This is a genomic window from Nocardia sp. NPDC050435, from assembly GCF_040655395.1.
In the GTDB taxonomy this organism is placed as follows: Bacteria; Actinomycetota; Actinomycetes; order Mycobacteriales; family Mycobacteriaceae; genus Nocardia.
Map to the genome: position 1 here is coordinate 341,570 of NZ_JBFAJW010000001.1, position 19,490 is coordinate 361,059.

The window sequence follows — 19,490 nt, forward strand, 5'->3', positions numbered from 1 at the left end:
CCGGCTCCGCCACAGTCGTCTACCAGCCGGAGCCCGGTAGCGACCCGGCCCGGTTGGCGTCGCCGGTACCCGGCCGGTCGGTGTCCTCCGCGTCGACCACCCGCCGCGCGGCCTCGAGAACCGTCGCCTGACCGGGCAGTCGCAGCGGGCCGGGCGTGGGTTCGGAGGCCCAGTACGAACCCGGCCCCGCGTGCGTCACCGGCAGCAGCACGACCCGCCCGCTCGGGCGCGGCACGACCTGGTGCGGGGCGAGCCGGTCCGGGCAGCCGGGGTGCGCCGGTTCGACCAGGAACGTCCATCGCCGATCCCGCGAGGTGCTCACGATGGGCACCGACGGTTCGGCGGGCAGCAGTGTGCGGACCCGGCGTCCGAGTGTGGCGGGCATGTCCACCGCGCCGATTCGCGTTCCGCACCGCAGCATGGGCCGATTGTCGGCCAGTTCCACCGGCAGCCCGTAGCGGCGGCGCAGCAGGTGGGCGATATCGACCGGGGTGCAGCAGGATTGGAAGATCACGCCGCCGCCACCGAGCCGGTGACAGCGAAGCACCTCAGGTGCAGCATCGTCATAGCAACCTACTTCCGTGTTCCGGGCAAGCGCTGGATCGGAATCGCCGCCTCGGCCTCTCCGGTTAGAGTGATTGCCGGGCAACATATTCCGCTGCGAGCACTTCACCACGGTCACGTTGCCGAGCTGTTTCGCCGACATTGCTGAGGCATTGCTCGCAGATCGCGCCGCCCGAAGCCGACGAGCCGTAACGACCCGTGCTACAGAATCTGTATGCCCTACACCCTCACCTACTCCAGCACGGCCAGTTTCGTCCTGAGCGAGCACGAGGTGGAGACCCTGCTGGGGCGGGCTCGGGCCCGCAACGCGGCCGACGACGTCACCGGTCTGCTGGTCTACCTGCGCTACGGCCCGGCTCGGGCGGGTTTCGTGCAGGTGCTCGAGGGCGAGCGCGACGCGGTCGAACAGACCTACGCCCGCATCCAGCGCGACGAGCTGCACACCGACCTGACCGTGAGCGAGCGCGCAGTGACCCCGCGGCGTCGCTACGCGGCGTGGTCCATGCGGTTCGCGCGTCTGGACGAGTCCGACCTGCGCGAAATCCTGGCGGAATCCGCCGTGCACGCCGGAAATCCGCTCGCCGACCCGGCGGCGGCGCGGCGCGTGCTCGCCGCCGCCGAGCCGGACTGAGCCGCTACTTGTGCGCGATCTCCCAGTCGGAATCCTCGACGAGGGCCTGCCGGATCCGCTGCTCGAGGTCGCGATTCCAGTTCTGCGGCTGCGCCACCGCCACCCACCCGTCGAGTACGAGGGTGCCGTAACGGTGCCCGTGCCCGGAAGGCACCTTCTGCGCGTGGGCGAGGTCGGCGCTGATCTGCCAGAAGGTGACGACCGGCCACCAGCGAATGGACCGGGAGACATCCGCGCCGCGTGGTTCGCGCAGCCAATCCGGTCGTTCGAAGAGCAGATCCGGCGACCACCAGACGATCGGGTCGGAAGCGTGCTGCAGGTAGGCGATGCGCGGGTCGACCCAGGGCCCGTCCGGGCGGCCCAGATTCGCGGCGTCGGCGGCGAAGCGGACGATCAGCCCGTCGGCGTAGATGGGCAGGATCTCGGGCGTGCCCGGGTCGCGGCGCGCGGTGAGCTGGCTCCAGAGCCGATTGGAATTGGGCGGCCCCACCCACAGCACGCCGTCCACCAGCGTGCGGATGTCGTCGAGTCCGGTGAAGGCGGCCTCGGAGCCCTGCGAGCCCAGACTTTCGCCGTAGACCAGCAATTCGGGGCGCGCCTCGCGCGGCAGTCGCGCCCAGCGTTCGTGCACCGCGTGCACCAGCAGCCGGCCGGCCTCGGCGGCCTTGGACTTGTCCGACAGGAACGACAGCACGCTGGGCAGATACGAGTACTGCGTGGCCGCGATCGCGGAATCGCCGCCGTAGAGGTATTCGATGGATTCGGCGGTGGTGGAGTCCACCCAGCCGGTGCCGGTGGTGGTGACCAGCACCAGGACCTTGCGCTGGAAGGCGCCGGTCCGGTCGAGTTCGGCCACCACCAGATCGGCGATGGCCTCGGGGTCCTCGGCCGATTCGAGTCCGGCGTAGACGCGGATCGGTTCCCGCGCGGGCGCCCCGGTCACCGCCGCGATGCGCTCGGCGCTCGGCACGAACGAGACGAACCAGCGCCCCTCCGAACCCAGCGTGTTCCAGGACGCGAGGGACTGCGGGCTGCCCGAGCGCTCCGGCAGCACGGGTTGCACGGCGGCGGGGGAGGTGTTGCTGTTGCGCACGCTGAACACCGAATTCGCCACGGAGAAGAAGGCTTTGGCCAGCACGCCCTGGAACAGCAGCACACTCAGTACGACCACCACCAGAAATCCGGCCGGCAGCGCGACGGCGCGCGGAATCCGCCAGTCGATATTGAGCACCCGCACGACGGCCCGGATCAGCCACCGCACGATCCGGTAAACGCCGATGACCAGCGCGACCGTCGCGGCGGCCAGCAACTCGGCGCGCAGATAGCTGGAGGTGTCGACCGGCTCCATCCCCATGAGGACCTGCAGGTCCCGCTGCCAGCGCGCCGAACGCGCCAGAATGGCCGCCGCGCCGATGGCCGCGCCGAGCACGATCACCAGTTTGGTGAGCTGGCGCGTCCGGTCCGAGGTGCGCAGGAAGAACCGGGTGCGGGCCCGGGCCCGGGCGGGCAGCCGCGGCCACACCCACTTGCGCACCGCCCACGCCAGCACGCACCCCACCCCGTAGCCGATCACCGCGCTGATGCCGCTGACCAACCCCTGGAACAACCAGGTGCGCGGCAGCAGCGACGGGGAGACCGACCAGGCGAAGAAGATCGCGCCGACGACCACCCCGGTGTAGTTCGGGCGAATGGCGTCCTCGGCGGCCCGCACTACCTCGAGAACCCGCTGTGGCTTGGACATAGCGAGAGTCTTCCCTCTCGCGCAGGCTCTTCCGGTCCATGACACGCATCCCGGCGTCCGGCGTCTCGAGCCTAGGCCGGGCCGATCGGCAGGATGACCCGCAATGTCCGGATCTCCTCGACGAGATCGGCGTACCCCTCCTGCACCTGAGCGAAGCGCAGCGTCGCGTGGTGCTGCTGCTCGGCGCTGCGCGCGTGCCGCAGCGTCCACTGCACGTGGGCGTAGGTCTCGGCCATGTGGCTGATCACCTCACCGAGGGAATGCGTGTGCCGCCGCCCCAGCGTGGGACGGGGCAGATGGCGGGCCGACCACTCGTCGATCAGCCCGATGACGGTGTTGACCAGGCTGTAGGTGGCGGTCGCGTCGAAGTCGGCGGGCCGCCGGGTGGTCGACACCGCCGCGGTGACCAGCGTCGCGTGCAGATCGCCGAGTTCGCGCGCCCACTCGATCAGCGGGGAGGAGCCGCGCATGTTCCCGGCGATCGCGAGGAGTAACTGCCGCGATTCCAATAATCCCTCGGCGGTGCCCAGCCGCCCCGGGCGCGTGGCGCCGTGGTCCGGTGTCATGGCGAGCCCGGCCCGCTGCGCGCCGCCCATCAGACACCCGCGGCGCGTCGACGCCGGCGCGGGCCCAGGTGGTCATTTCTGCGGATGCTGCGCGTCATACTCGCGAGTAAACCGTCAAATGTTCTCTGCGACAATGACATTCGACAGGACATCTGGGTGCGACCGGTCCCGGGACGTCGCGGCGCGCACCTGCCGGCGCATGTCGCGGACATCGGAGCGCCCGGACGCCGGGGCCGCGGCGTGCGCCATCGTCCGCAGCCGTTCACCGACCCGGCCGCTGTCGACCTGGGCGGTCAGCTCCAGGGCGGTCCGCGCGTAGGGCAGCGCGTCCTCGATCTCGCCGAGGCGGAACATGCCGGTGGCGATCGTGATGTTGTCGAACAGGATGCTGCGGGCCGGTCGTCCCGGCGCGGCCGCGCGCAACGAGTCGCGAGCGGAGTCCACGGCCGCGGCGGTGTAGTGGTCGGCGGCCGGGCCGCGGGTGGTCAGGGCGTACTCGTTGAAGATCACCGAGCGCATGCCCGCGAACTCGCCGGGGCTGACGAACACCCGGGCCCACGGGTCGACACCTTCTCCGGCCTCGGCGATCCCCGCCTCGGCCCGCGCCAGCGCGGTCCGCATCCGGGCGTGGTCACCCATCATGGCGTGCGCCCACGCCTCGTTGGCATACAGCCGCGCGGACTCACCGCCGTCGGCGGCGTCCTGGGCCGGCAGCTGCCCGAGCTGGAACACGCGCAGGGCGACCCGGGGGTTGCGCTCGAGCAAGCTGATGCGCCCCAAGACGTAGAGGGTCGAGGCGACGAGGCTGTCCGCCCCGGCCCGCCGGGCGGAATCCAGTGCCAGGACAGCGAATCGGCGGGCGCGGTGTTGATCGCCGATGTCGTGATAGACCCAGCCGAGCAGCCGCGCCACATCGGCGGCGGCGACCAGCAGCGGGTGCGCGAGTTTGTGCCCGCGCTGACGGGCCAGCAGCACCCGCGCCGAGCGCAGCAGCTCGAGCGCCGGACGGGCGACCGCCCCGCCGCCGTGCCGCTGGTCGAGTTCGCGCAGTCCGGCCGTGGCATCGCGCACCGCGGCCAGATCGAGATCGGCTGTGCCGCAGCCGATCCTCGGCTCCTCGAGCGCCGGCAGCCAGGGCGTCAGAATGTCGGGGGAGCCCACGACCGCGGATGCGAGGGCTTCCAGCAGGGACGGGTCCGCGCCGGAACCACCACGGAGTGTGCGTGTTTCGGGTGGTCGCGAGGCTTCCCGGCCGCGCCCGGTCGCGGGCGGCAGCAGGGCGCCGGTCTCCGGAACCGGTGCGCCGAGGCCGGTCAGCAAAGTGCGGTAGATCTTGCTCGGCTTGCGGACCTCGCCGAGTTCCCAGCGGGCGACGTGGCGTTCCGAACAGGCGACGTTGAGAGCGTCGCGCCGCGCGCGATCGTTGATCAGTTCGGCGAAATCCCCACGGCTGAGCCCTAAATGCGAACGGCGGAACAAGCGCAGCCGCTGACCCCAGCTGTCCGAGGTCGCGGCATCCGGACCGCTGCGCGCGGGTTCGGTGACATCCATGAGTGGGCTCACTCTTCTTGTGCCGCTGGGCAAGTCACAGTGTGGACTCACCCTTCGGTTTGTTCGCCGAATTATCGTGCCTGATAATCTAACCTGATAATCAGGATAGCGAAACTGGTGAGATTCGCCGCGCCGCATCCCGATACGGTGGGGACCATGGCACGAACCGCACGAAAAGTGCTGCTAGGGCGAGAAGTCGACGCGGTGCTGCGCCGGGCCCGCACCACCCAGGCGGACGCGGGCAAGCTGATCGGGGTCAGTCAATCGCGAATCGCGGCGGTGATCGCGGGCACCGGCAACCTGAGTGCCCAGGCCCTGGACCAGCTGGTCAGACAGCTCGGCGTCACCGACGACGACTACATCGGGATCCTGCTCGACCTGCGCGAGGACAGCCATCGGCGCGGATTCTGGAACTCCGGCTACCGCCGCGCCTACATCGAGGAGTTGCGACTACTCGTCGATCTCGAGAGCGTGGCCGACCGGCTGCGCGAGACCGGCGCCGAGATCGTGCCCGGCCTGCTCCAGCACGAGAGCTACATCCGCGCGCTGCACGAACCGCTGCAACCCGATCCGGATGATCCGGACGCCCTCACCGTCGACGACTACGTCCATGCCCGCATCGCGCGCCAGGGGATCCTGCTGCGGCGCGGGGCGCCCGAGTTCCACGCCATCTTGTCCGAATCCTGCCTGCGCCGTACCTACGGCGGGGACGCGGTCATGCTCGACCAGATCACCCACCTGCTCGAGCTGGGCCGCCGTCCCAATATCCAGATCCAGATCATGCCCTTCACCCACCAGGCGCCCGGAGCGGGCATGGAGGACCGCTACATCCTGGTCCGCGTGCCCTCCCCGGGGACGGCGGGCGATCTCGAGATGGCCGTCGTCGAAGCCCAGGGCGAGATCCGCTACATCGACGACAAACCCGCTGTCGCCATCCGCGACAAGATCTTCAACCGCCTGGCCATGACCGCCCTGAGTCCCCACGATTCCGGCCAGTTCATCGAGCACCTCGCCCGTGGACTACGCAGCCGCCCGACCATCCAGCGAAAAGCAGAGGAAAAGTAATGTCCGACAACGACTTCGAAGCTCGGCCGATAGACACCCACCGGCCCAGCTCCGCGCGCATCTACCACCACATGGTCACCGGCGAGGTGATCTTCGAATCGGATCTGCCGTTCATCCACCGGCTCTACGCCGACATTCCGTTCTATCCGATGTGGGCCCAGCACAATCGCCGGTTCCTCACCCGCGCCGTGCGCTACATGGTCGGCGCCGGAATCCGCCAGTTCCTCGATATCGGGTCGGGGCTGCCGACCGGCGGCAACACCCACGAGGTCGCCCGTGCGCTCGCGCCAGAGAGCCGTGTCGTCTACGTCGACAACGACGAGGAAGCGATCAACCGCGCCCGCGACCTGCTGCACGAGCAGGGCGTGACCGACACCGCGGCGATGGTCGACGCCGACCTGCGCGACCCCGCCCGCATCCTCGCCCACCCCGACACCCGGCGGCTGATCGATTTCTCCGAACCGGTTGGGCTGCTGCTGGTTTCGGTGCTGCCCTGGGTCCCCGACGCCAGCGAACCCGGCAAGATCGTCGCGCACCTGCGTGACGCGCTCGCCCCCGGCAGTCACATCGCGATGACCCACGTCTCCCTCGAGGACGCGGGCCCGAAGATCAAAGAGCAGGTCGCCGCCGGCGCCGCCGTGTTCGCCGATGCCAGCACGCCGGTCACCTTGCGCACCCGCGAGCAGTTCCAGGCCTTTTTCGACGGGTGGGCCATCACCGAGCCGGGCATCACCTATGCCACGGACTGGCGACCGGAGCAGCCGGTCGACGACGGCGACTATGCCCGCCCCTGCAATTTCGCCGCCGTCGGAAGCCTTCCGTAGCGCGCACCCGTGCTGCCGGCACCGAGGCCGGCAGCACAGTTCGAAAGGATCCACCATGTTGTTGCCGACACCGACCGCCGCCCAGTTCCGCAAGGCGACTGCCAGTTCCCCCCAGCAGGCATGTGTCATGGTCTACCGCGACAACCACCGAACTCTGCTCTGGGACGACAAACTCGCGGGCCCCGCGGTTCGACCGGTCCCACTCGCGGAATGCCTGGTTCTCGACCACGCGCAGTTCGAAGAGTTCCAGCAGGCGATCCGAGCGGGCGCCCCGATCACCGGAGCGCTGATCGTCACCCGAAATGCCGACGGCCTCTACGCATTCAGCGCCGCACCCCGGTGCCGGGCCGCGATCGGAAGCACCACCTTATTGTTCGACCGGCGCGAATACACCGCGTTCGTCCACGGGGTGCGGCACTACGAATTCGAGGCCGAACTCGTCTCCACCCGGTAGCCCGGCCGAGGAACCGATCAGGAATCGAGAAGCTGCGGCATAGCGGGGCTTCCTAGAATAAACCCATGTCAACCATCGAAAATGTCACAGTCGAGGTGTCCGACACCGCGACGGCCGCAGCTTTCTATGCCGCCGCATTCCCGGAGGTCGCCGAGCGCGTGCGCGTCAGCGCGTCCTCGGCGCCGACCTCCGGGTATCGCGGCTTCACCCTCTCGCTCGTCGTCGCCAATCCCGCTTCCGTGCGGCGGCTCATCGACAGCGCCGCCGCGGCGGGCGCCACGGTGCTGCGTCCGGCCACGAAGTCGCTCTGGGGTTACGGCGGCGCCGTCCAGGCGCCCGACGGTACGATTTGGACAGTAGCGTCGTCATCGAAGAAGGACACCGGTCCCGCCACCGCGCAGATCGAGGAATTCGTGCTCCAGCTCGGCGTCGCCGACGTGTCCGCGAGCAAGCAGTTCTACACCGAACACGGCTTCACCGTCACGAAAAGCTACGGCCGCAAATACGTCGAACTCGACACCGGGCCCGTCAAGCTCACCCTCAACAAGCACAAGTCGCTGGCCAAAACAGCCGGTATTCCCGCCGAGGGCAGCGGGTCGCACCGGCTCCGGGTAGGAACCGACGCCGCGGCGTTCACCGACCCCGACGGATTCGTCTGGGGGCAACCATCGGAGTAGACCATGACCGACACCGGCAAGCCCAAGCTGCTCTCGGGCGGCAACCCGCAGATCCCCAAGGGCGAAGGCGAGGAACCCGTGCGCGCCTATATCGCCGCGATGCCCGAATGGAAGCGGCCGATCGGACAGTCCCTGGACGACCTCATCGGGAAAACGGTTCCCGGCGTCCACAAGGCCGTGAAATGGAATCAGCCCTATTACGGCCTGGACGAGGGCTGGTTCCTGTCGTTCCGCTGCTTCACCGGATACGTGCAGGTGGCGTTTCTCACCGGCACCTCGCTGGACCCGATGCCGCCCAAGGCGTCCAAGCACGACGGGGTCCGTTATCTCGACATCCACGAAGGCGACGAGCTGGACCGCAAACAACTCACGTCGTGGATCCGGCAGGCCGGAAAACTTCCCGGGGCGAGGTTCTGAGTTTCCGGCGCGGCCGATGAGTTCACGGCGTCCGACCGGTCAACAGTGATGACACCCTAGGAAAGGACATCGCCATGCCGGAGCTTCTCGTCGACTTCATCACCTCCCTCGACGGCTACGCCTCGGGAGAAGGCTGGCCCGGTTTCTGGGGCCTCGAAGGCCCGGAATACCTCGCCTGGCTCGGAGAACAGCCCAAGGTCACCTACCTCATGGGCGCCAACACCTACCGCTTGATGTCGGGCTTCGCCGCCGGCGACGTCCCGGACGGCCAAGACGAGTTCCGCCCCGAGGAAGAGGCCTCGGTCGACGAACTCACCCAGGCCACCAAGATCGTGTTCTCCTCCTCGCTCGAGAAACCACTGACCTGGGCCAACTCCACCCTCGTCCGCGACGACGCCGTCGAGGCGGTGCGCGCGATGAAAGAGAGCGGCTCGCAGCTGCTCAGCACCATCGGCAGCCTGAGCCTGGCCCGCGCCCTGCTCCGCGCCGGCCTAGTCGACCGCTTCCGCGTCGTCATGTTCCCGGTGATCACCGGTGCCACCGGTGCCGAGCGCATCTACGACGGCTATCCCGACGTCGCCCTCGACATGACCGAGCACCGCACCTTCGACAACAGCATCCAGCTGGTCGAATACAAGCCCCGCGTGCTCGACCACCCGCCGCTCGCTCAATAGTTGAAGTCGGGCGCGTCGACCGGGCGGACCGGCGGCCAGGGGTTGCGGTGCAAGTCGGTGTCGGGAACACCGTGGAACCAGCCGTGCGTGCGATCCTCGGGCGTGGTGGGGCGCGCGTCGATGTAGTCCAGGTGCAGCCAGGACCACATGTCCTCCGGCGGGCACGGCCCGGTCCGCAGGGCCGGATTGTCCACGACGCCGGACTGGATGAGGACGTCGAGATGGTAGGCGGCGGCGAACCAGCGCGCGCTGTCACGCTCGCCCGGCGGGCCTTCGCGATGCCAGGTGGTGGACCGGGCCCGATCGTCCCCGAGCCCGCCGGCCCCGATGGAGCGCGCCGCCAGCCGCCGGACCATGGGCGCGGATTCCGCCAGGCTCGGGCACAAGCCCTGCGCGACAAGAGAATTGGCGTAGTGCCCGGGACCATTGACCGAGATCATCGCCCCACCGGGGATGCGCCGGTCGTGGTGGCGGCGCAGGTGCGCGCCGGTGTGGAACAGTTGCACGCTGCCTTTGAACAGCCGCAGCCCGCCGTCCCGGTCCCGGAGCGGAATGGCCTCGGTGTAGATCAGGTCGGGCCGGATCGGGGCGTGCTCCACCAGATACAGCGAGGCCAGGTCCAGGCACACCGCCGTCAGCTCGGGGCCCGGCAGCGCCCAGGCCAGTCGGCGGCTGTTGAACACGATGAGAAAAGCACTGGTGGATCCGGTCGCGGCCTGCTCCTTCCAGGTACCGCGGTCGGCGGCGATGCGCTCGGCGACCGCCTCGGCCCCCGCGTCCAGCACGTCGTCGCCGATCCAGCAGATATTCATCCGCACCCCGCGCGCGGCGGGCCCTGCCTTGGTGGCCAGACGCCCGAAGACACACGGCTGGTGGCGCGCCGCCCACTCCAGAAACGCCGCCCGCTTGTGCTCCTCGGGCGCATCGGAGAGCAGAACCCGGTGCGCGCCATCGATATCCGGCCCGAACGAGGTGCCGGCGGGGTACTGGGGAAGATCGCTGAGCGCAGAGCCTGGAGAGATCAGGGGCATCGGTAGCCTCGATGTCGGAGGGCGATCGAGCTCGGGACCTGCCCAGTCTGTCCTACCGCGACTCGCGGGGCGGATATGGCCCACGATCCTCGCCCCGTGTCGTCTCCGGGGTATCGGCGTCAGGCTCGCCCGAGGAGCACACCCAACCGCTCGGCCCGCCGGCTCTCGGTCGGGGCCAGCAGCCGGACATACATTCGTGGCCATCCCCGCAGTTCACGACGTTTGCGCTCGTCCAGCCCGAGGAGTCGCTCGACAGCTTCGCGCCCCATCGACTCCGCCACCCGGCGATCGTGCCGATACGTGAGCTGCCTGCCCCAGACCATGAAGGCCGCGAAATAGCTGAGCAGTCCGAGAGCGGCGGCCGCCACCATGACCGGCCCGCTCGGAATTCCTTGCAGGCCGGTGAAATAACCCGCGGGCAGCGCCAGCACGAATACGACCGGAAGAACCATGAACGGTTTCCAGCGGGCATTGCGATACAGATCGGCTATTACGAGCACGCTGGCCAATACCGCCTCACGCTCCGCCGGGGAATGCTCGTGAAAACCGGAACCCACAACGAGAACCGTCCCCTTTCGCTCGAGCTTTACCCGTGCGCCTTCCGCAATCCACTCCGGTACATCCCCTGCCCGAACCTGCGGAGCTCCTACCCCGAGTCGCGCCGCCAGTTCACCGGCGCGGGCCCTGATTTCCTCTGAATCCACCGCAACATCATCCATGTCCCCGCTGGTCACCGAAGCCGCGGGATCAAGAAATGCCCAGCGCAGGCTAGTGGGCGTTGCTACCGCGCAGGGCGCTGAGAGCGGGGATGGCGCCGCGCCCGCATAATGAGCCGTGCGAGATCTTCCCCCATCGGTACCCTGGGGCCGACCAACCGTGGCCTCGATACCTTTACCGCCCTTCGTGACCCGGACGGATCGGCGACATTTCCTGATGCAACTCCAGCTGCATATCGCACTGGTCGACGAAGGCTCGCCCTCGTTCGCCTCCAGAGTGCTGATCGATCTACTGGGCGACAAACCCGGACGGTGGGACGCGGCCACCTTGGACGCACATCCGCGGGACCTGTCCCGATCCGAACTCTCGATCGCCCTCTGCACCTTCTTCCCGGCACCATGGACGCCCGCCGCGCTGGCCGGAGCCCTGGCCAAGTTTCGGACCGACGGGCACCGGGAAACACCTGGCGGCGGATGGACGTGGGGTAGCGAACCCGAATTCGTCGCGACACCGCGTAGTGGAGGTGGCTGGGAGATCGAAAGGCGCCAAAGCGGTTCGGCGGCTCCGGTGATGACCCTCGACGCCGACGACGACCTCGTCATGCTGTGGATGAGCCATTTCCGGGACCGCCACGCCGGCTTCCACCAGACTCTCGTCCGCCAAGGCGCCGATGAATTCGCCGAACCGGCCCGCGCAGTCCGCGCAGCGCACGCCGTCGACACGTCCTATCCCTATTTGCAGAGCTGGCGATACGAGCGCGAGGAGTTCCTCGGCGCAGGCGACGAGTGAGCCGAAGCACTCGTGCTCAGTCGGCAGGCCACCGAAAATCAGAGGAAAGAACGGGGGTGGCTCTGCTTCAGTGTTCGACTGATCAAGATGCAAGCCGTCATCGAGGTACCGAACTTCGAGTTCGAACCGCCACAGCTGTGGCCGGTCGCCTCGGCCGAACCGTACTCCTGGATTCCGCTCGACGGTGATTGTTCGGACGCTGAAGTCGGGTTGTTCGTGAGTGGGCTGAGGAGTGCGCTCGAGCCCACGGAATTCGCGAGCCCCCAGGAGGTGGGTGGCTCAGATCGTGGCCGCGGAGGACCTCATTCTCTGCGGCGGCCTCCGTGTGACCGACACCGTCACCGGGGCAGTGGTGACTCCGGGATGTTGTGCTGGGCTGGAGGATTGGCGCACCTGGGCCGCTGTGCTCGGAGGAAGGTCGCCGTGGCTGGGGCATGACCCGACGCCCGAAGTCGAGATCGGTGTCGAGGAGCTGCGCGTCTGGCAGGACACCGGCGCGCACCGTCGCGCCGCGGAAAGCGTGGTCGTGCCGCGCCCCTTGTTGCCGGGCTTGCTGAACGGCGTGCATCGAGACCTGGTCGCGTTCTTGCCGCTCGTGCGGCGATGGGCTGACCGTATCGGTCTGGGCGACAACGGATCCACTCTTGTCGAGGCGATCGATCGCGATTTCGAGGTGACGGCCCCGTTCCCGATCGCGGCCGAGTGAACTACCGCGCGTGCTCGGCGAGCCACGCCCCCCGCCCGGCAGCGACGGCCAGCGCCAGCGCGGCCGCCGCGCCCGCCTGATCGACCGCCCGAAAGACAATCGTGGAAGCGACTGCGGCGCAACCCATCTCCATCGCCTGACAGGCGTGCGCCGCCGTACCGGTGCCCGCGCCCAGGATCACCGGCACGTCGACCCGGTCCAGGACAGCCGCGAACTTCGCGACGTCGGCGATACCCCGCCCGGAACCGCTGGGCGATCCTTCCAGGACGAGTCCGGCGCAGCCGAGCGCCACGAGTTCGGCCGCGAGTTCCGCATCAGCGTTCAGGCGAGGATAGACGTGGAATCCGTCGTCGACCAGACGCGCAGCCGCCCTGCGGAGTTCGCGCGCATCAGGTAGCTCACCGCCGGTGACGATCAGTTGCACCCGGCGAGCACCGACGATGTCGGCCCCGTGCCTCGCCGCCTCGACGGCGGCCCGAGCAGCTCGGCAGCCGGAAGTATGGGGCAGGATCTGCACCCCCTGATCCAGCAGCAGATCCACGACATCCCGCAGGACCTCCGGGGTTTCGGGACTGGCCTCGACGGTCGCGGACTGGATCGCCGCGGCCTGGGTGACGGCGGCCAGATAGGTGAGATCCGCGTCCTCGGGAATCGCGAACATCAACCGGGACTCCAGTTCCGCCTCGCCCAGTCGCCACGGATCCGCGCCCCGACTCCGCGTCTCCCCGGCCCCGAGGCTGATCGCACACAACTCCAGCCCGTCGGTGAGCGCATAGTCGTGCCAGTCGGCGCGGCGCACGAGCCGGCCGCCGACCGACACCGAGACCGCGTCGGCCCGATAGCCGGCGCTGTGCAGGAACCCGGCGATACTCACCGGCGCACACAGGTGATGCTGCTCGCGGTTCACCGTCACCGTGACGTCAGTCATCGGCCCCGTCCGGTCCGGTCGTGATGATGCTCCGCTCGACCAGCAGACTCAGGGCGTCGCAGAGCCGCTCGACATGCTCGGTCGTGTTGGCGGCGGTCATTTGGACGCGAAACCCGGCCTCCTTCTTCGGAACCAGCGGATAGGCGGCCAGCGTGACGTAGATACCGTTGTCCCACAGCAGTTTCGCCGCTTGGGGCACGGTGTCCGGATCGGCGACGGGGATCTCGATGATCGGCGACCCGGAAACGTTCGGGGTGTCGATGCCGAGCGCGCCGAGATGATCCAGGACGCGGCGGGTCTTGGTGTAGAGGTCGGCGCGGATCACATCACCGTCGCGGTCGTTGACATCGAATCCCGCCAGCACTCCGGCCAGTGACGCGGTAGGCGAGGGACCGGAATACAGATAGGGCGGCGCGCTGTACTTCAGCTTCTCCTTGAGCGGGGTGGGCAGCGCGATGAACGCCAGGATCGCGGAGTACGCCTTGGAGAATCCGCCGACCAGGATCAGATTCTCGTACCCCTGCCCCAGGTGACGGACCACACTGTTGCCTCGATAGCCGTACGGCAGCGTGGGCGAGGGGTTTTCGCCCAGCACCCCGAATCCGTGCGCGTCGTCGACATACAGGATCGCGCCCTGATGCTCACAGAGCGCGAGCATATCCGCCAACGGCGGCACATTGCCGGTCATGCTGTTGAGCCCGTCGAGACAGACCAGCAACGGCCCGTCCGGGCCGATCGCGCCACGCGCCGCGCGCAGCTGATCTTCGAAGGCGTCGAGATCTTCCTGACGGAACCGTTCGACGTAGCTGCCCCGATTCTCGGCGATAACCGCGGTGTCGAACAGGGTTTTGTGCGCGCGGCGGTCCAGCAGGATGCCGCCGCCCTCGGCGAGCATCGGCAGCACAGCGGTGTGGATGAGCGTAATCGTCGGCAGGACAAGCGAATCCGGAGCATGCAGGAGGTCGGTGAGCCGTTCCTCGATCTCGGGGTAGAGCGCCGGATTACCCAGCAGGCGCGACCAGCTCGGGTGCGTGCCCCAGCGTTCGATCGCGGCCTGCGAGGCGGCGATGATCTCCTCGTTCAGATCGAAGCCGAGGTAGTTGCAGGAGGCGAAGTCGGCCAGCCACTTGTCGCCGATGCGAATATCACGGCCATCGACCTCCTCGATGGTGGCGTCGTACATCGGGGTTCGATCACCGGTGCTGTCGAGATCGCCGGCGCCGGAATCGATCCGCGCGATCAATCGGCTCATCGCGGAGTCGGTGGGTGTCATGGGGTTCTCCCTGAACGGTTGTCGAGTAGGGGTCGGTCGGGCTGCCAGGCGACTCCGTTGTCGAGCGCCCGCCGCCAGGCGATCCCGGAGAGGGCCTCCAGGACAACGCGATTGGCTAGGTAGGCGGTGGTTTCCGCGTGGTCGTAGGGCGGGCTGACCTCGACGATTTCGACGCCGGCCAGCGGGAGTCGCTGAGCGAGGGCGCGGACCGAGTCGAGCAGTTCGCGCGAGGTGAACCCGCCCGGCTCGGGCGTGCCGGTGCCGGGCGCGGCGGCGGGATCGGCGACGTCGATGTCGACCGAGAGATGCACAGCGCTCGCGTGTGCGGTCGCGGTCGCGACGACCTCGGCCAGCACCGCGGGCAGCCCGCGGGCCCCGATCTCGCTCATCTCGTAGGAGCGCAGGCCGTTGGCCGCCATCCACTCCAGGGCCGGGGGAGCGGGCCAGTAGCCGCGCAGCCCGATCTGGATCAGATCGGCGCCGGCGACGGCGCCTTCCTCGACGAGGCGCCGCATCTGCGTGCCGTGCGCCTCCCGGAGCCCGAACTGGGTGTCGTCGGTGTCGGCGTGCGCGTCGAAATGCACCAGCGCGGTCCGTTCCGGGCGGCGATGCGCCGCGAGGGCCCGCATCGTGCCCAGGGAAATGGTGTGATCACCGCCGAGCACGACCGGGACGGCGCCGGCCGACAGCACCGTGGCGACAGCTGCTTGCAGGCGGCGCATGCTCTCGGCCGTGTCGCCGGGCGGCATCTCGATATCGCCGCCGTCGACCACGCGCAAGTCGGTCAGCGGGTCGACGCGCAGGGCCAGGTGCGGGCGCATGCCGTCCCAGGGCGCGCAGTCGGCGCCGCGAATCGCGTTGGGCCCGAACCGGGCTCCGGGCCGGTGTGAGGTGCCGGCATCGAAGGGTGCGCCGAGGATCACCACGTCGGCCGGATCGAGATCGGACAACTCCACCGCGGGAACACCGAGAAAGGTGAAGGCCGGTCCGAACATGCTCCTGTGGGGTGCGGTCATCGACGTCTCCTAGCGGAACCGCCGTGCCAGAAAACGGCGGCTCGCGATGTCAGTGGGTCGGATCGTCGCCGTGCGCGACAAAGGACCACCAGGTGCGCATCACCTGGTCGACGCGATTCGCGGAGCGGGTGAGGTGAGCGGCCTGCTCACCGTGCTCGAGCCCGGCGGCGATCACGGGCGCGATCGCCTCCGCGCCGGTGCCCTCGGCGTAGTCGGCGCCGTCGTCCAAGTGCTCGATCAGTTCCGCCGGAGCCCGGTCGTCGCCGCGCAGGATCTCGGCCCAAGCGCCTGTCGTGGCCGCCCAGAGGACTCCGTCGGCCCACATCGACAACGCCGCCTCGCCCGGACCGGCGTGAAAGGCCACCCACGCCTGGAATTCGGCCAACTGCTTGACCTCCGGCGAGAGGGCGGCCTCGGCGAGGCTCTTCTCCGCGGTCCCCAGCGCGGGACATACCTTGTGCAGCAGGTGAGTTCGCACTTGGGCCATCTCGGTGACCGCTCCCTCGAAGACCTCTCCCGCGGCGTGCCGTGGACAGCGGGCGAGCAAGAACGCGAAGGTGACGCGCTCGAACTCCAGCGCTTGGAACTCGGCGATCGCGAACCGCTGCCAGACCTCGGGTCCGGCTCGTTGCTCGCGGGCGAGGGTGAGCAGGGGATTGGCGCTGACATGGAGCGCGGGGTCCACGTTGGTCGAATCGATGAAATCGTATGGGGTCATGCAGGTCTCACTCACGTCCTGGTCATGTCCAAACCGCATAACCCTGTGAATGCTGCATAAACGTCGCACCTGCGTGTCGTCGGCGTTTCCGGGTCCGAAAGGGGACTCGCGGTCGTGCGCGGCAGGTAACAATCCGCTGCCAAGGTAGGGCGATCAGCTATTTCCGATTAGTGTTGCCATACGGTTGCCGTAGTGGGCACACCGTCATGCGAGTGCACCGGATCACGTCTGTCGAGAGGTCACGATGTCGCACAGTCATAACCTTTCACCAGCGAATACCTTCTCCGGGGAGGGTTGCTGAATGCCCACCAATACGATCGACCGGCCGATCGTCGTCGGTGTCGACGCCTCCGATTCCGCGACGGCCGCGGTCGCCTGGGCCGCGGTCGACGCCGCGCTGCACAAAGCGCCCCTGCATCTGGTCTTCGCCGTGCCCTACGAGACGCCACTGGACGACAGTCCTACCCGGCTCTACTACGATCAGTTCCGCGAAACCGCCGAGCGAGCACTGGCGGAAGCGGAGCGTTCCGCCGTTGCCGTCGCCGCACCGCTGGGTGGGATCACGACCCGGACATTCCTCATCGACGAAGCACCCATTCCGGTTTTGACCGCACTCGCCGAAACCGCCCGCTTCGTTGTCGTCGGTTCCCTCGGAGTGGGAGCCTACCGCCGCATCGCGCTCGGGTCGGTCAGCACGGCGCTCACCCGGCATGCCACCGGCCCGGTCGTCGTCGTCCCCAACGCCGAAGCGGCGCCGACTACAGCCCCGATCGTGGTCGGTGTCGACGCCTCCGCCGACAGCGTCCGGGCGCTGGAGGTCGCGTTCGACGAAGCGTCCCGGCGCGATGTCGAACTGCTGGCGGTGCACGCCTGGGATCGCCTGGACGACAAAGGATCTCCCAACCCGCAGCTTGCGGAACGGACGCTCGACACCGCGCTCGAGCACTTCGCCGGGCAGTACCCGGGCGTGCGGCTGACCCGTGTGATCGTCGAGGACCGGCCGGTGAAAGCGCTGGTCGAGGCCGGCGAGGCGGCCCAGTTGATCGTTGTCGGCAGCCACGGCGTCGGCGGCTTCCCCGGGATGACCCTCGGATCCGTCGGTCAGGCACTACTGCCGGTGACGCCCTGCCCGCTCGCGATCATCCGCTCCCGGCACTGACCCGAAAGGCACACCATGAGCACTCGCCCCGAGGAACGCCATGATCTCGCCTCCGCGCCGGTCGTTGTCGGCACCGACGGATCCGAGGGCGCCGAGCATGCCGTGCGGTGGGCGGCCCGCACCGCCGCGCAACGCGGTCGGCGACTGCTCATCGCGAACGGACTCGACATCGCGGTGTCCCAGGCCGTGGTCGCCGCCGCCGGCATCGTCGCGCCGATCAGCGAGATCACCGGGCCGAAGGCGAAAGAGGCCGTCGACCGCGCCCGTCGGCTGGCGCTGGACACCGCCCCGGGCCTCGAGGTCGGCATCGAGATCTCCGACCTCGGCCCCGCCAAGCTCTTGGTCGAGCTTTCCGAGTCGGCGAACCTGGTGGTCGTCGGCGGCACCGGCCGATCCGGAATGCTCGCCCACTTCGGCTCCACCGTGCTCGCGGTCACCAGCCGCGCCCACGGAGAGGTCGTCGTGATCCGTGGTGAGCCGCGCACCACGGGCCCGGTCGTCGTCGGCATCGATGGGGGACCGGTGAGCGCGGCCGCCGTCGCCGCGGCATTCGCCCACGCCGCCGAGCGCGGCACCGACCTGGTCGCTGTCCACTCCTGGACCGAATGGCACTACGGCGAAGTGCTCGATCAAGCCCGCGCCGCCGCCCTGCACGCGACCATGCAAGCCGAGGAGGACGCCGTCCTCTCCCAGCAGCTCGCAGGGTGGAGCGAAAGATATCCCGAGGTCCGCCTGACTCGCGACGTCTCGGTGTCGGCTCCGACCGACCGCCTGCTGCACTGGTCCGAATCGGCGCAACTCGTCGTCGTCGGCAGCCGCGGGCGCGGCGGCTTCCGCGGTCTGCTGCTCGGCTCCACCAGCAGTTTCCTGATCCAGCATGCCGAGTGCCCGGTGCTGGTCGCGCGTCCCTGATTTCGGGAATCAGCAGTTGACAGACGGCCTGCTGGGCGTGGACGCTCCAGGGCTATCCCGTTCGGTGGCCCCACGCACGGATCGTAGGCGGAGCGAAGTGCCATCGCTTCTCGTCTTCCAGCTCGGCTTGCGCGGCGGCGATCACCTCGGGTGCGACGCCGAGAGTGACCAAGCTGTCGCGGGTTTGCTCCCAAGTGAGGCTCCACATCCGGGCGACCGGCGATCCGCCGCGGAACATGGGGATATCGGCCTCGGCGTGCACCTCCTCGAGCCCGAGTGCCGCCAACTGTGCGGGAAGGTCGCGAGCCCACGATTGACTCGCGCCCGCCCGCTCGGTCGAGCGCGCGAAGGCGCGCCAGACTTCGCCGAACGCGCCAGGCATCTGGTCGAGCACACCGAGCCTGTCGCCCTCCTCGAGGACAAGCACACCGCCCGGCGCCAGGGCTCGGGCCAATCGCCGCAGCACGAGGTCTCGCTCGGCGATGTGCAGCAGCACGAACCGAGTGTGGACGAAATCGAATGCCCGCTCGGGGATTTCGCCGGCCACGAGATCGAGCTGGGCGACTTCGCCACCGAGACCGGGCAGATCGGTGAGATGCCGAGGGTCGGCGTCGACCGCGAGCACCCGTCCACCGGGCAGCGCGGTCCCGCACAGCCATCGCGCGAAGGATCCACCGCCGGCTCCGGCCTCCAGGCACCGCCAACCCGCGCTCACCCCCAAACGCTCTGCGAGCGCGATACTTTCCGCGTCATAGGCCGCGCCGAGCAGGGCGAGACGTTCGGCGGCGAAGTCCCATTCGTTGGGCAGCGTGTAGTGCGGGTCACCCGGTGCGGAGATAGGCGTAGGCCGGCTCATCTCCAGACGGTAAGCCCAGCGCCACGCGATTTCCGGACGGCGTGATCGGATCCACACTGCTGGAACAACTTCGGTACGTACGTGCCGAGAACTTCCGGGGCTGTACAGCACCGCTCGGGAGTGCTGTCATCAACGGGTGAATTCATCTGTGTCGCCGTCGCGCCCGGCACCACGATCGTCGCGGCGGTCCGACTGGATGGTCCACGTTGCGCTCGTTCTCG

The 19,490-nt window shown here is 68.7% G+C and carries 22 protein-coding genes; 11 read left to right on the plus strand and 11 right to left on the minus strand.

What is annotated here, in order from left to right:
* Positions 1 to 19: 19 nt before the first annotated feature.
* On the minus strand, positions 20 to 547 hold the full coding sequence (locus AB0I43_RS01675; RefSeq protein ID WP_357430976.1) for a hypothetical protein: 528 nt from the start codon (positions 545 to 547) through the stop codon (positions 20 to 22).
* A 231-nt stretch (positions 548 to 778) separates the two neighbouring features.
* Between AB0I43_RS01675 and AB0I43_RS01680 the strand changes: the two genes are divergently transcribed.
* The gene (locus AB0I43_RS01680) at positions 779 to 1,195 is read left to right on the plus strand and encodes a BLUF domain-containing protein (RefSeq protein WP_356972456.1); all 417 of its coding nucleotides are present in this window, start codon (positions 779 to 781) and stop codon (positions 1,193 to 1,195) included.
* A 4-nt stretch (positions 1,196 to 1,199) separates the two neighbouring features.
* Here the strand turns inward: AB0I43_RS01680 and AB0I43_RS01685 are convergent, their stop codons facing one another.
* The 3 genes from AB0I43_RS01685 to AB0I43_RS01695 form a co-directional block, all read right to left on the minus strand.
* Complete coding sequence (locus AB0I43_RS01685; protein WP_356972457.1) at positions 1,200 to 2,936, minus strand: alpha/beta-hydrolase family protein; 1,737 nt, start codon at positions 2,934 to 2,936, stop codon at positions 1,200 to 1,202.
* 71 nt (positions 2,937 to 3,007) lie between these two features.
* Positions 3,008 to 3,532, minus strand: a complete 525-nt coding sequence (locus AB0I43_RS01690; protein WP_356972459.1) for a hypothetical protein — start codon at positions 3,530 to 3,532, stop codon at positions 3,008 to 3,010.
* 84 nt (positions 3,533 to 3,616) lie between these two features.
* Positions 3,617 to 5,053 (minus strand): hypothetical protein, encoded by a 1,437-nt coding sequence (locus AB0I43_RS01695; RefSeq protein ID WP_356972461.1) that lies wholly within the window; start codon positions 5,051 to 5,053, stop codon positions 3,617 to 3,619.
* Positions 5,054 to 5,209: 156 nt separating this feature from the next.
* On the opposite strand from AB0I43_RS01695, the gene AB0I43_RS01700 reads away from it, so the two are divergent.
* From AB0I43_RS01700 to AB0I43_RS01725, 6 genes are all read left to right on the plus strand, one after another.
* The gene (locus AB0I43_RS01700) at positions 5,210 to 6,118 is read left to right on the plus strand and encodes a helix-turn-helix transcriptional regulator (protein WP_356972463.1); all 909 of its coding nucleotides are present in this window, start codon (positions 5,210 to 5,212) and stop codon (positions 6,116 to 6,118) included.
* A complete protein-coding gene (locus tag AB0I43_RS01705; RefSeq protein ID WP_356972465.1) occupies positions 6,118 to 6,942 on the plus strand; it encodes an SAM-dependent methyltransferase in 825 nt (274 codons plus the stop codon). Before AB0I43_RS01700 ends, AB0I43_RS01705 begins: the two co-directional genes overlap by 1 nt.
* Before the next feature lie 55 nt (positions 6,943 to 6,997).
* Positions 6,998 to 7,396, plus strand: a complete 399-nt coding sequence (locus tag AB0I43_RS01710; RefSeq protein WP_356972467.1) for a hypothetical protein — start codon at positions 6,998 to 7,000, stop codon at positions 7,394 to 7,396.
* 65 nt (positions 7,397 to 7,461) lie between these two features.
* The gene (locus AB0I43_RS01715) at positions 7,462 to 8,073 is read left to right on the plus strand and encodes a glyoxalase (RefSeq protein WP_356972469.1); all 612 of its coding nucleotides are present in this window, start codon (positions 7,462 to 7,464) and stop codon (positions 8,071 to 8,073) included.
* Positions 8,074 to 8,076: 3 nt separating this feature from the next.
* Entirely contained in the window at positions 8,077 to 8,490 is a 414-nt protein-coding gene (locus AB0I43_RS01720; protein WP_356972470.1) for a DUF1801 domain-containing protein, read from the plus strand.
* A gap of 74 nt (positions 8,491 to 8,564) precedes the next feature.
* Positions 8,565 to 9,164: a dihydrofolate reductase family protein gene (locus AB0I43_RS01725; RefSeq protein ID WP_356972471.1), complete on the plus strand. Its 600-nt coding sequence runs from the start codon at positions 8,565 to 8,567 to the stop codon at positions 9,162 to 9,164.
* On the opposite strand, the gene AB0I43_RS01730 is transcribed toward AB0I43_RS01725, so the two are convergent.
* Together AB0I43_RS01730 and AB0I43_RS01735 are read right to left on the minus strand one after the other, a co-directional pair.
* Positions 9,158 to 10,195, minus strand: coding sequence for a hypothetical protein (locus AB0I43_RS01730; RefSeq protein ID WP_356972473.1), 1,038 nt, complete (start codon positions 10,193 to 10,195; stop codon positions 9,158 to 9,160). The genes AB0I43_RS01725 and AB0I43_RS01730 overlap by 7 nt on opposite strands.
* A gap of 119 nt (positions 10,196 to 10,314) precedes the next feature.
* A complete protein-coding gene (locus AB0I43_RS01735) occupies positions 10,315 to 10,914 on the minus strand; it encodes a hypothetical protein (protein WP_356972475.1) in 600 nt (199 codons plus the stop codon).
* A 214-nt stretch (positions 10,915 to 11,128) separates the two neighbouring features.
* Here AB0I43_RS01735 and AB0I43_RS01740 point away from each other — a divergent pair, with 214 nt between their 5' ends.
* Entirely contained in the window at positions 11,129 to 11,701 is a 573-nt protein-coding gene (locus AB0I43_RS01740; RefSeq protein ID WP_356972477.1) for a hypothetical protein, read from the plus strand.
* 274 nt (positions 11,702 to 11,975) lie between these two features.
* Entirely contained in the window at positions 11,976 to 12,407 is a 432-nt protein-coding gene (locus tag AB0I43_RS01745) for a hypothetical protein (RefSeq protein ID WP_357430978.1), read from the plus strand.
* A 1-nt stretch (position 12,408) separates the two neighbouring features.
* On the opposite strand, the gene thiG is transcribed toward AB0I43_RS01745, so the two are convergent.
* From thiG to AB0I43_RS01765, 4 genes are read right to left on the minus strand one after another with little or no spacing between them, the layout of a single operon-like run.
* A complete protein-coding gene (thiG, locus tag AB0I43_RS01750) occupies positions 12,409 to 13,335 on the minus strand; it encodes a thiazole synthase (protein WP_356972480.1) in 927 nt (308 codons plus the stop codon).
* Positions 13,328 to 14,608: a pyridoxal phosphate-dependent aminotransferase family protein gene (locus AB0I43_RS01755; protein ID WP_356972481.1), complete on the minus strand. Its 1,281-nt coding sequence runs from the start codon at positions 14,606 to 14,608 to the stop codon at positions 13,328 to 13,330. Before AB0I43_RS01755 ends, thiG begins: the two co-directional genes overlap by 8 nt.
* Positions 14,605 to 15,624: an agmatinase gene (gene speB / locus AB0I43_RS01760; protein WP_356972482.1), complete on the minus strand. Its 1,020-nt coding sequence runs from the start codon at positions 15,622 to 15,624 to the stop codon at positions 14,605 to 14,607. Before speB ends, AB0I43_RS01755 begins: the two co-directional genes overlap by 4 nt.
* A 49-nt stretch (positions 15,625 to 15,673) precedes the next feature.
* Positions 15,674 to 16,342 (minus strand): hypothetical protein, encoded by a 669-nt coding sequence (locus AB0I43_RS01765; RefSeq protein ID WP_356972483.1) that lies wholly within the window; start codon positions 16,340 to 16,342, stop codon positions 15,674 to 15,676.
* Positions 16,343 to 16,643: 301 nt separating this feature from the next.
* Between AB0I43_RS01765 and AB0I43_RS01770 the strand changes: the two genes are divergently transcribed.
* Positions 16,644 to 17,501, plus strand: coding sequence for a universal stress protein (locus tag AB0I43_RS01770; RefSeq protein WP_356972484.1), 858 nt, complete (start codon positions 16,644 to 16,646; stop codon positions 17,499 to 17,501).
* 15 nt (positions 17,502 to 17,516) lie between these two features.
* Positions 17,517 to 18,413 (plus strand): universal stress protein, encoded by an 897-nt coding sequence (locus tag AB0I43_RS01775; RefSeq protein ID WP_356972485.1) that lies wholly within the window; start codon positions 17,517 to 17,519, stop codon positions 18,411 to 18,413.
* Between the two features lie 52 nt (positions 18,414 to 18,465).
* Here the strand turns inward: AB0I43_RS01775 and AB0I43_RS01780 are convergent, their stop codons facing one another.
* Positions 18,466 to 19,269, minus strand: a complete 804-nt coding sequence (locus tag AB0I43_RS01780; protein WP_356972486.1) for a class I SAM-dependent methyltransferase — start codon at positions 19,267 to 19,269, stop codon at positions 18,466 to 18,468.
* Positions 19,270 to 19,490 lie beyond the last annotated feature (221 nt).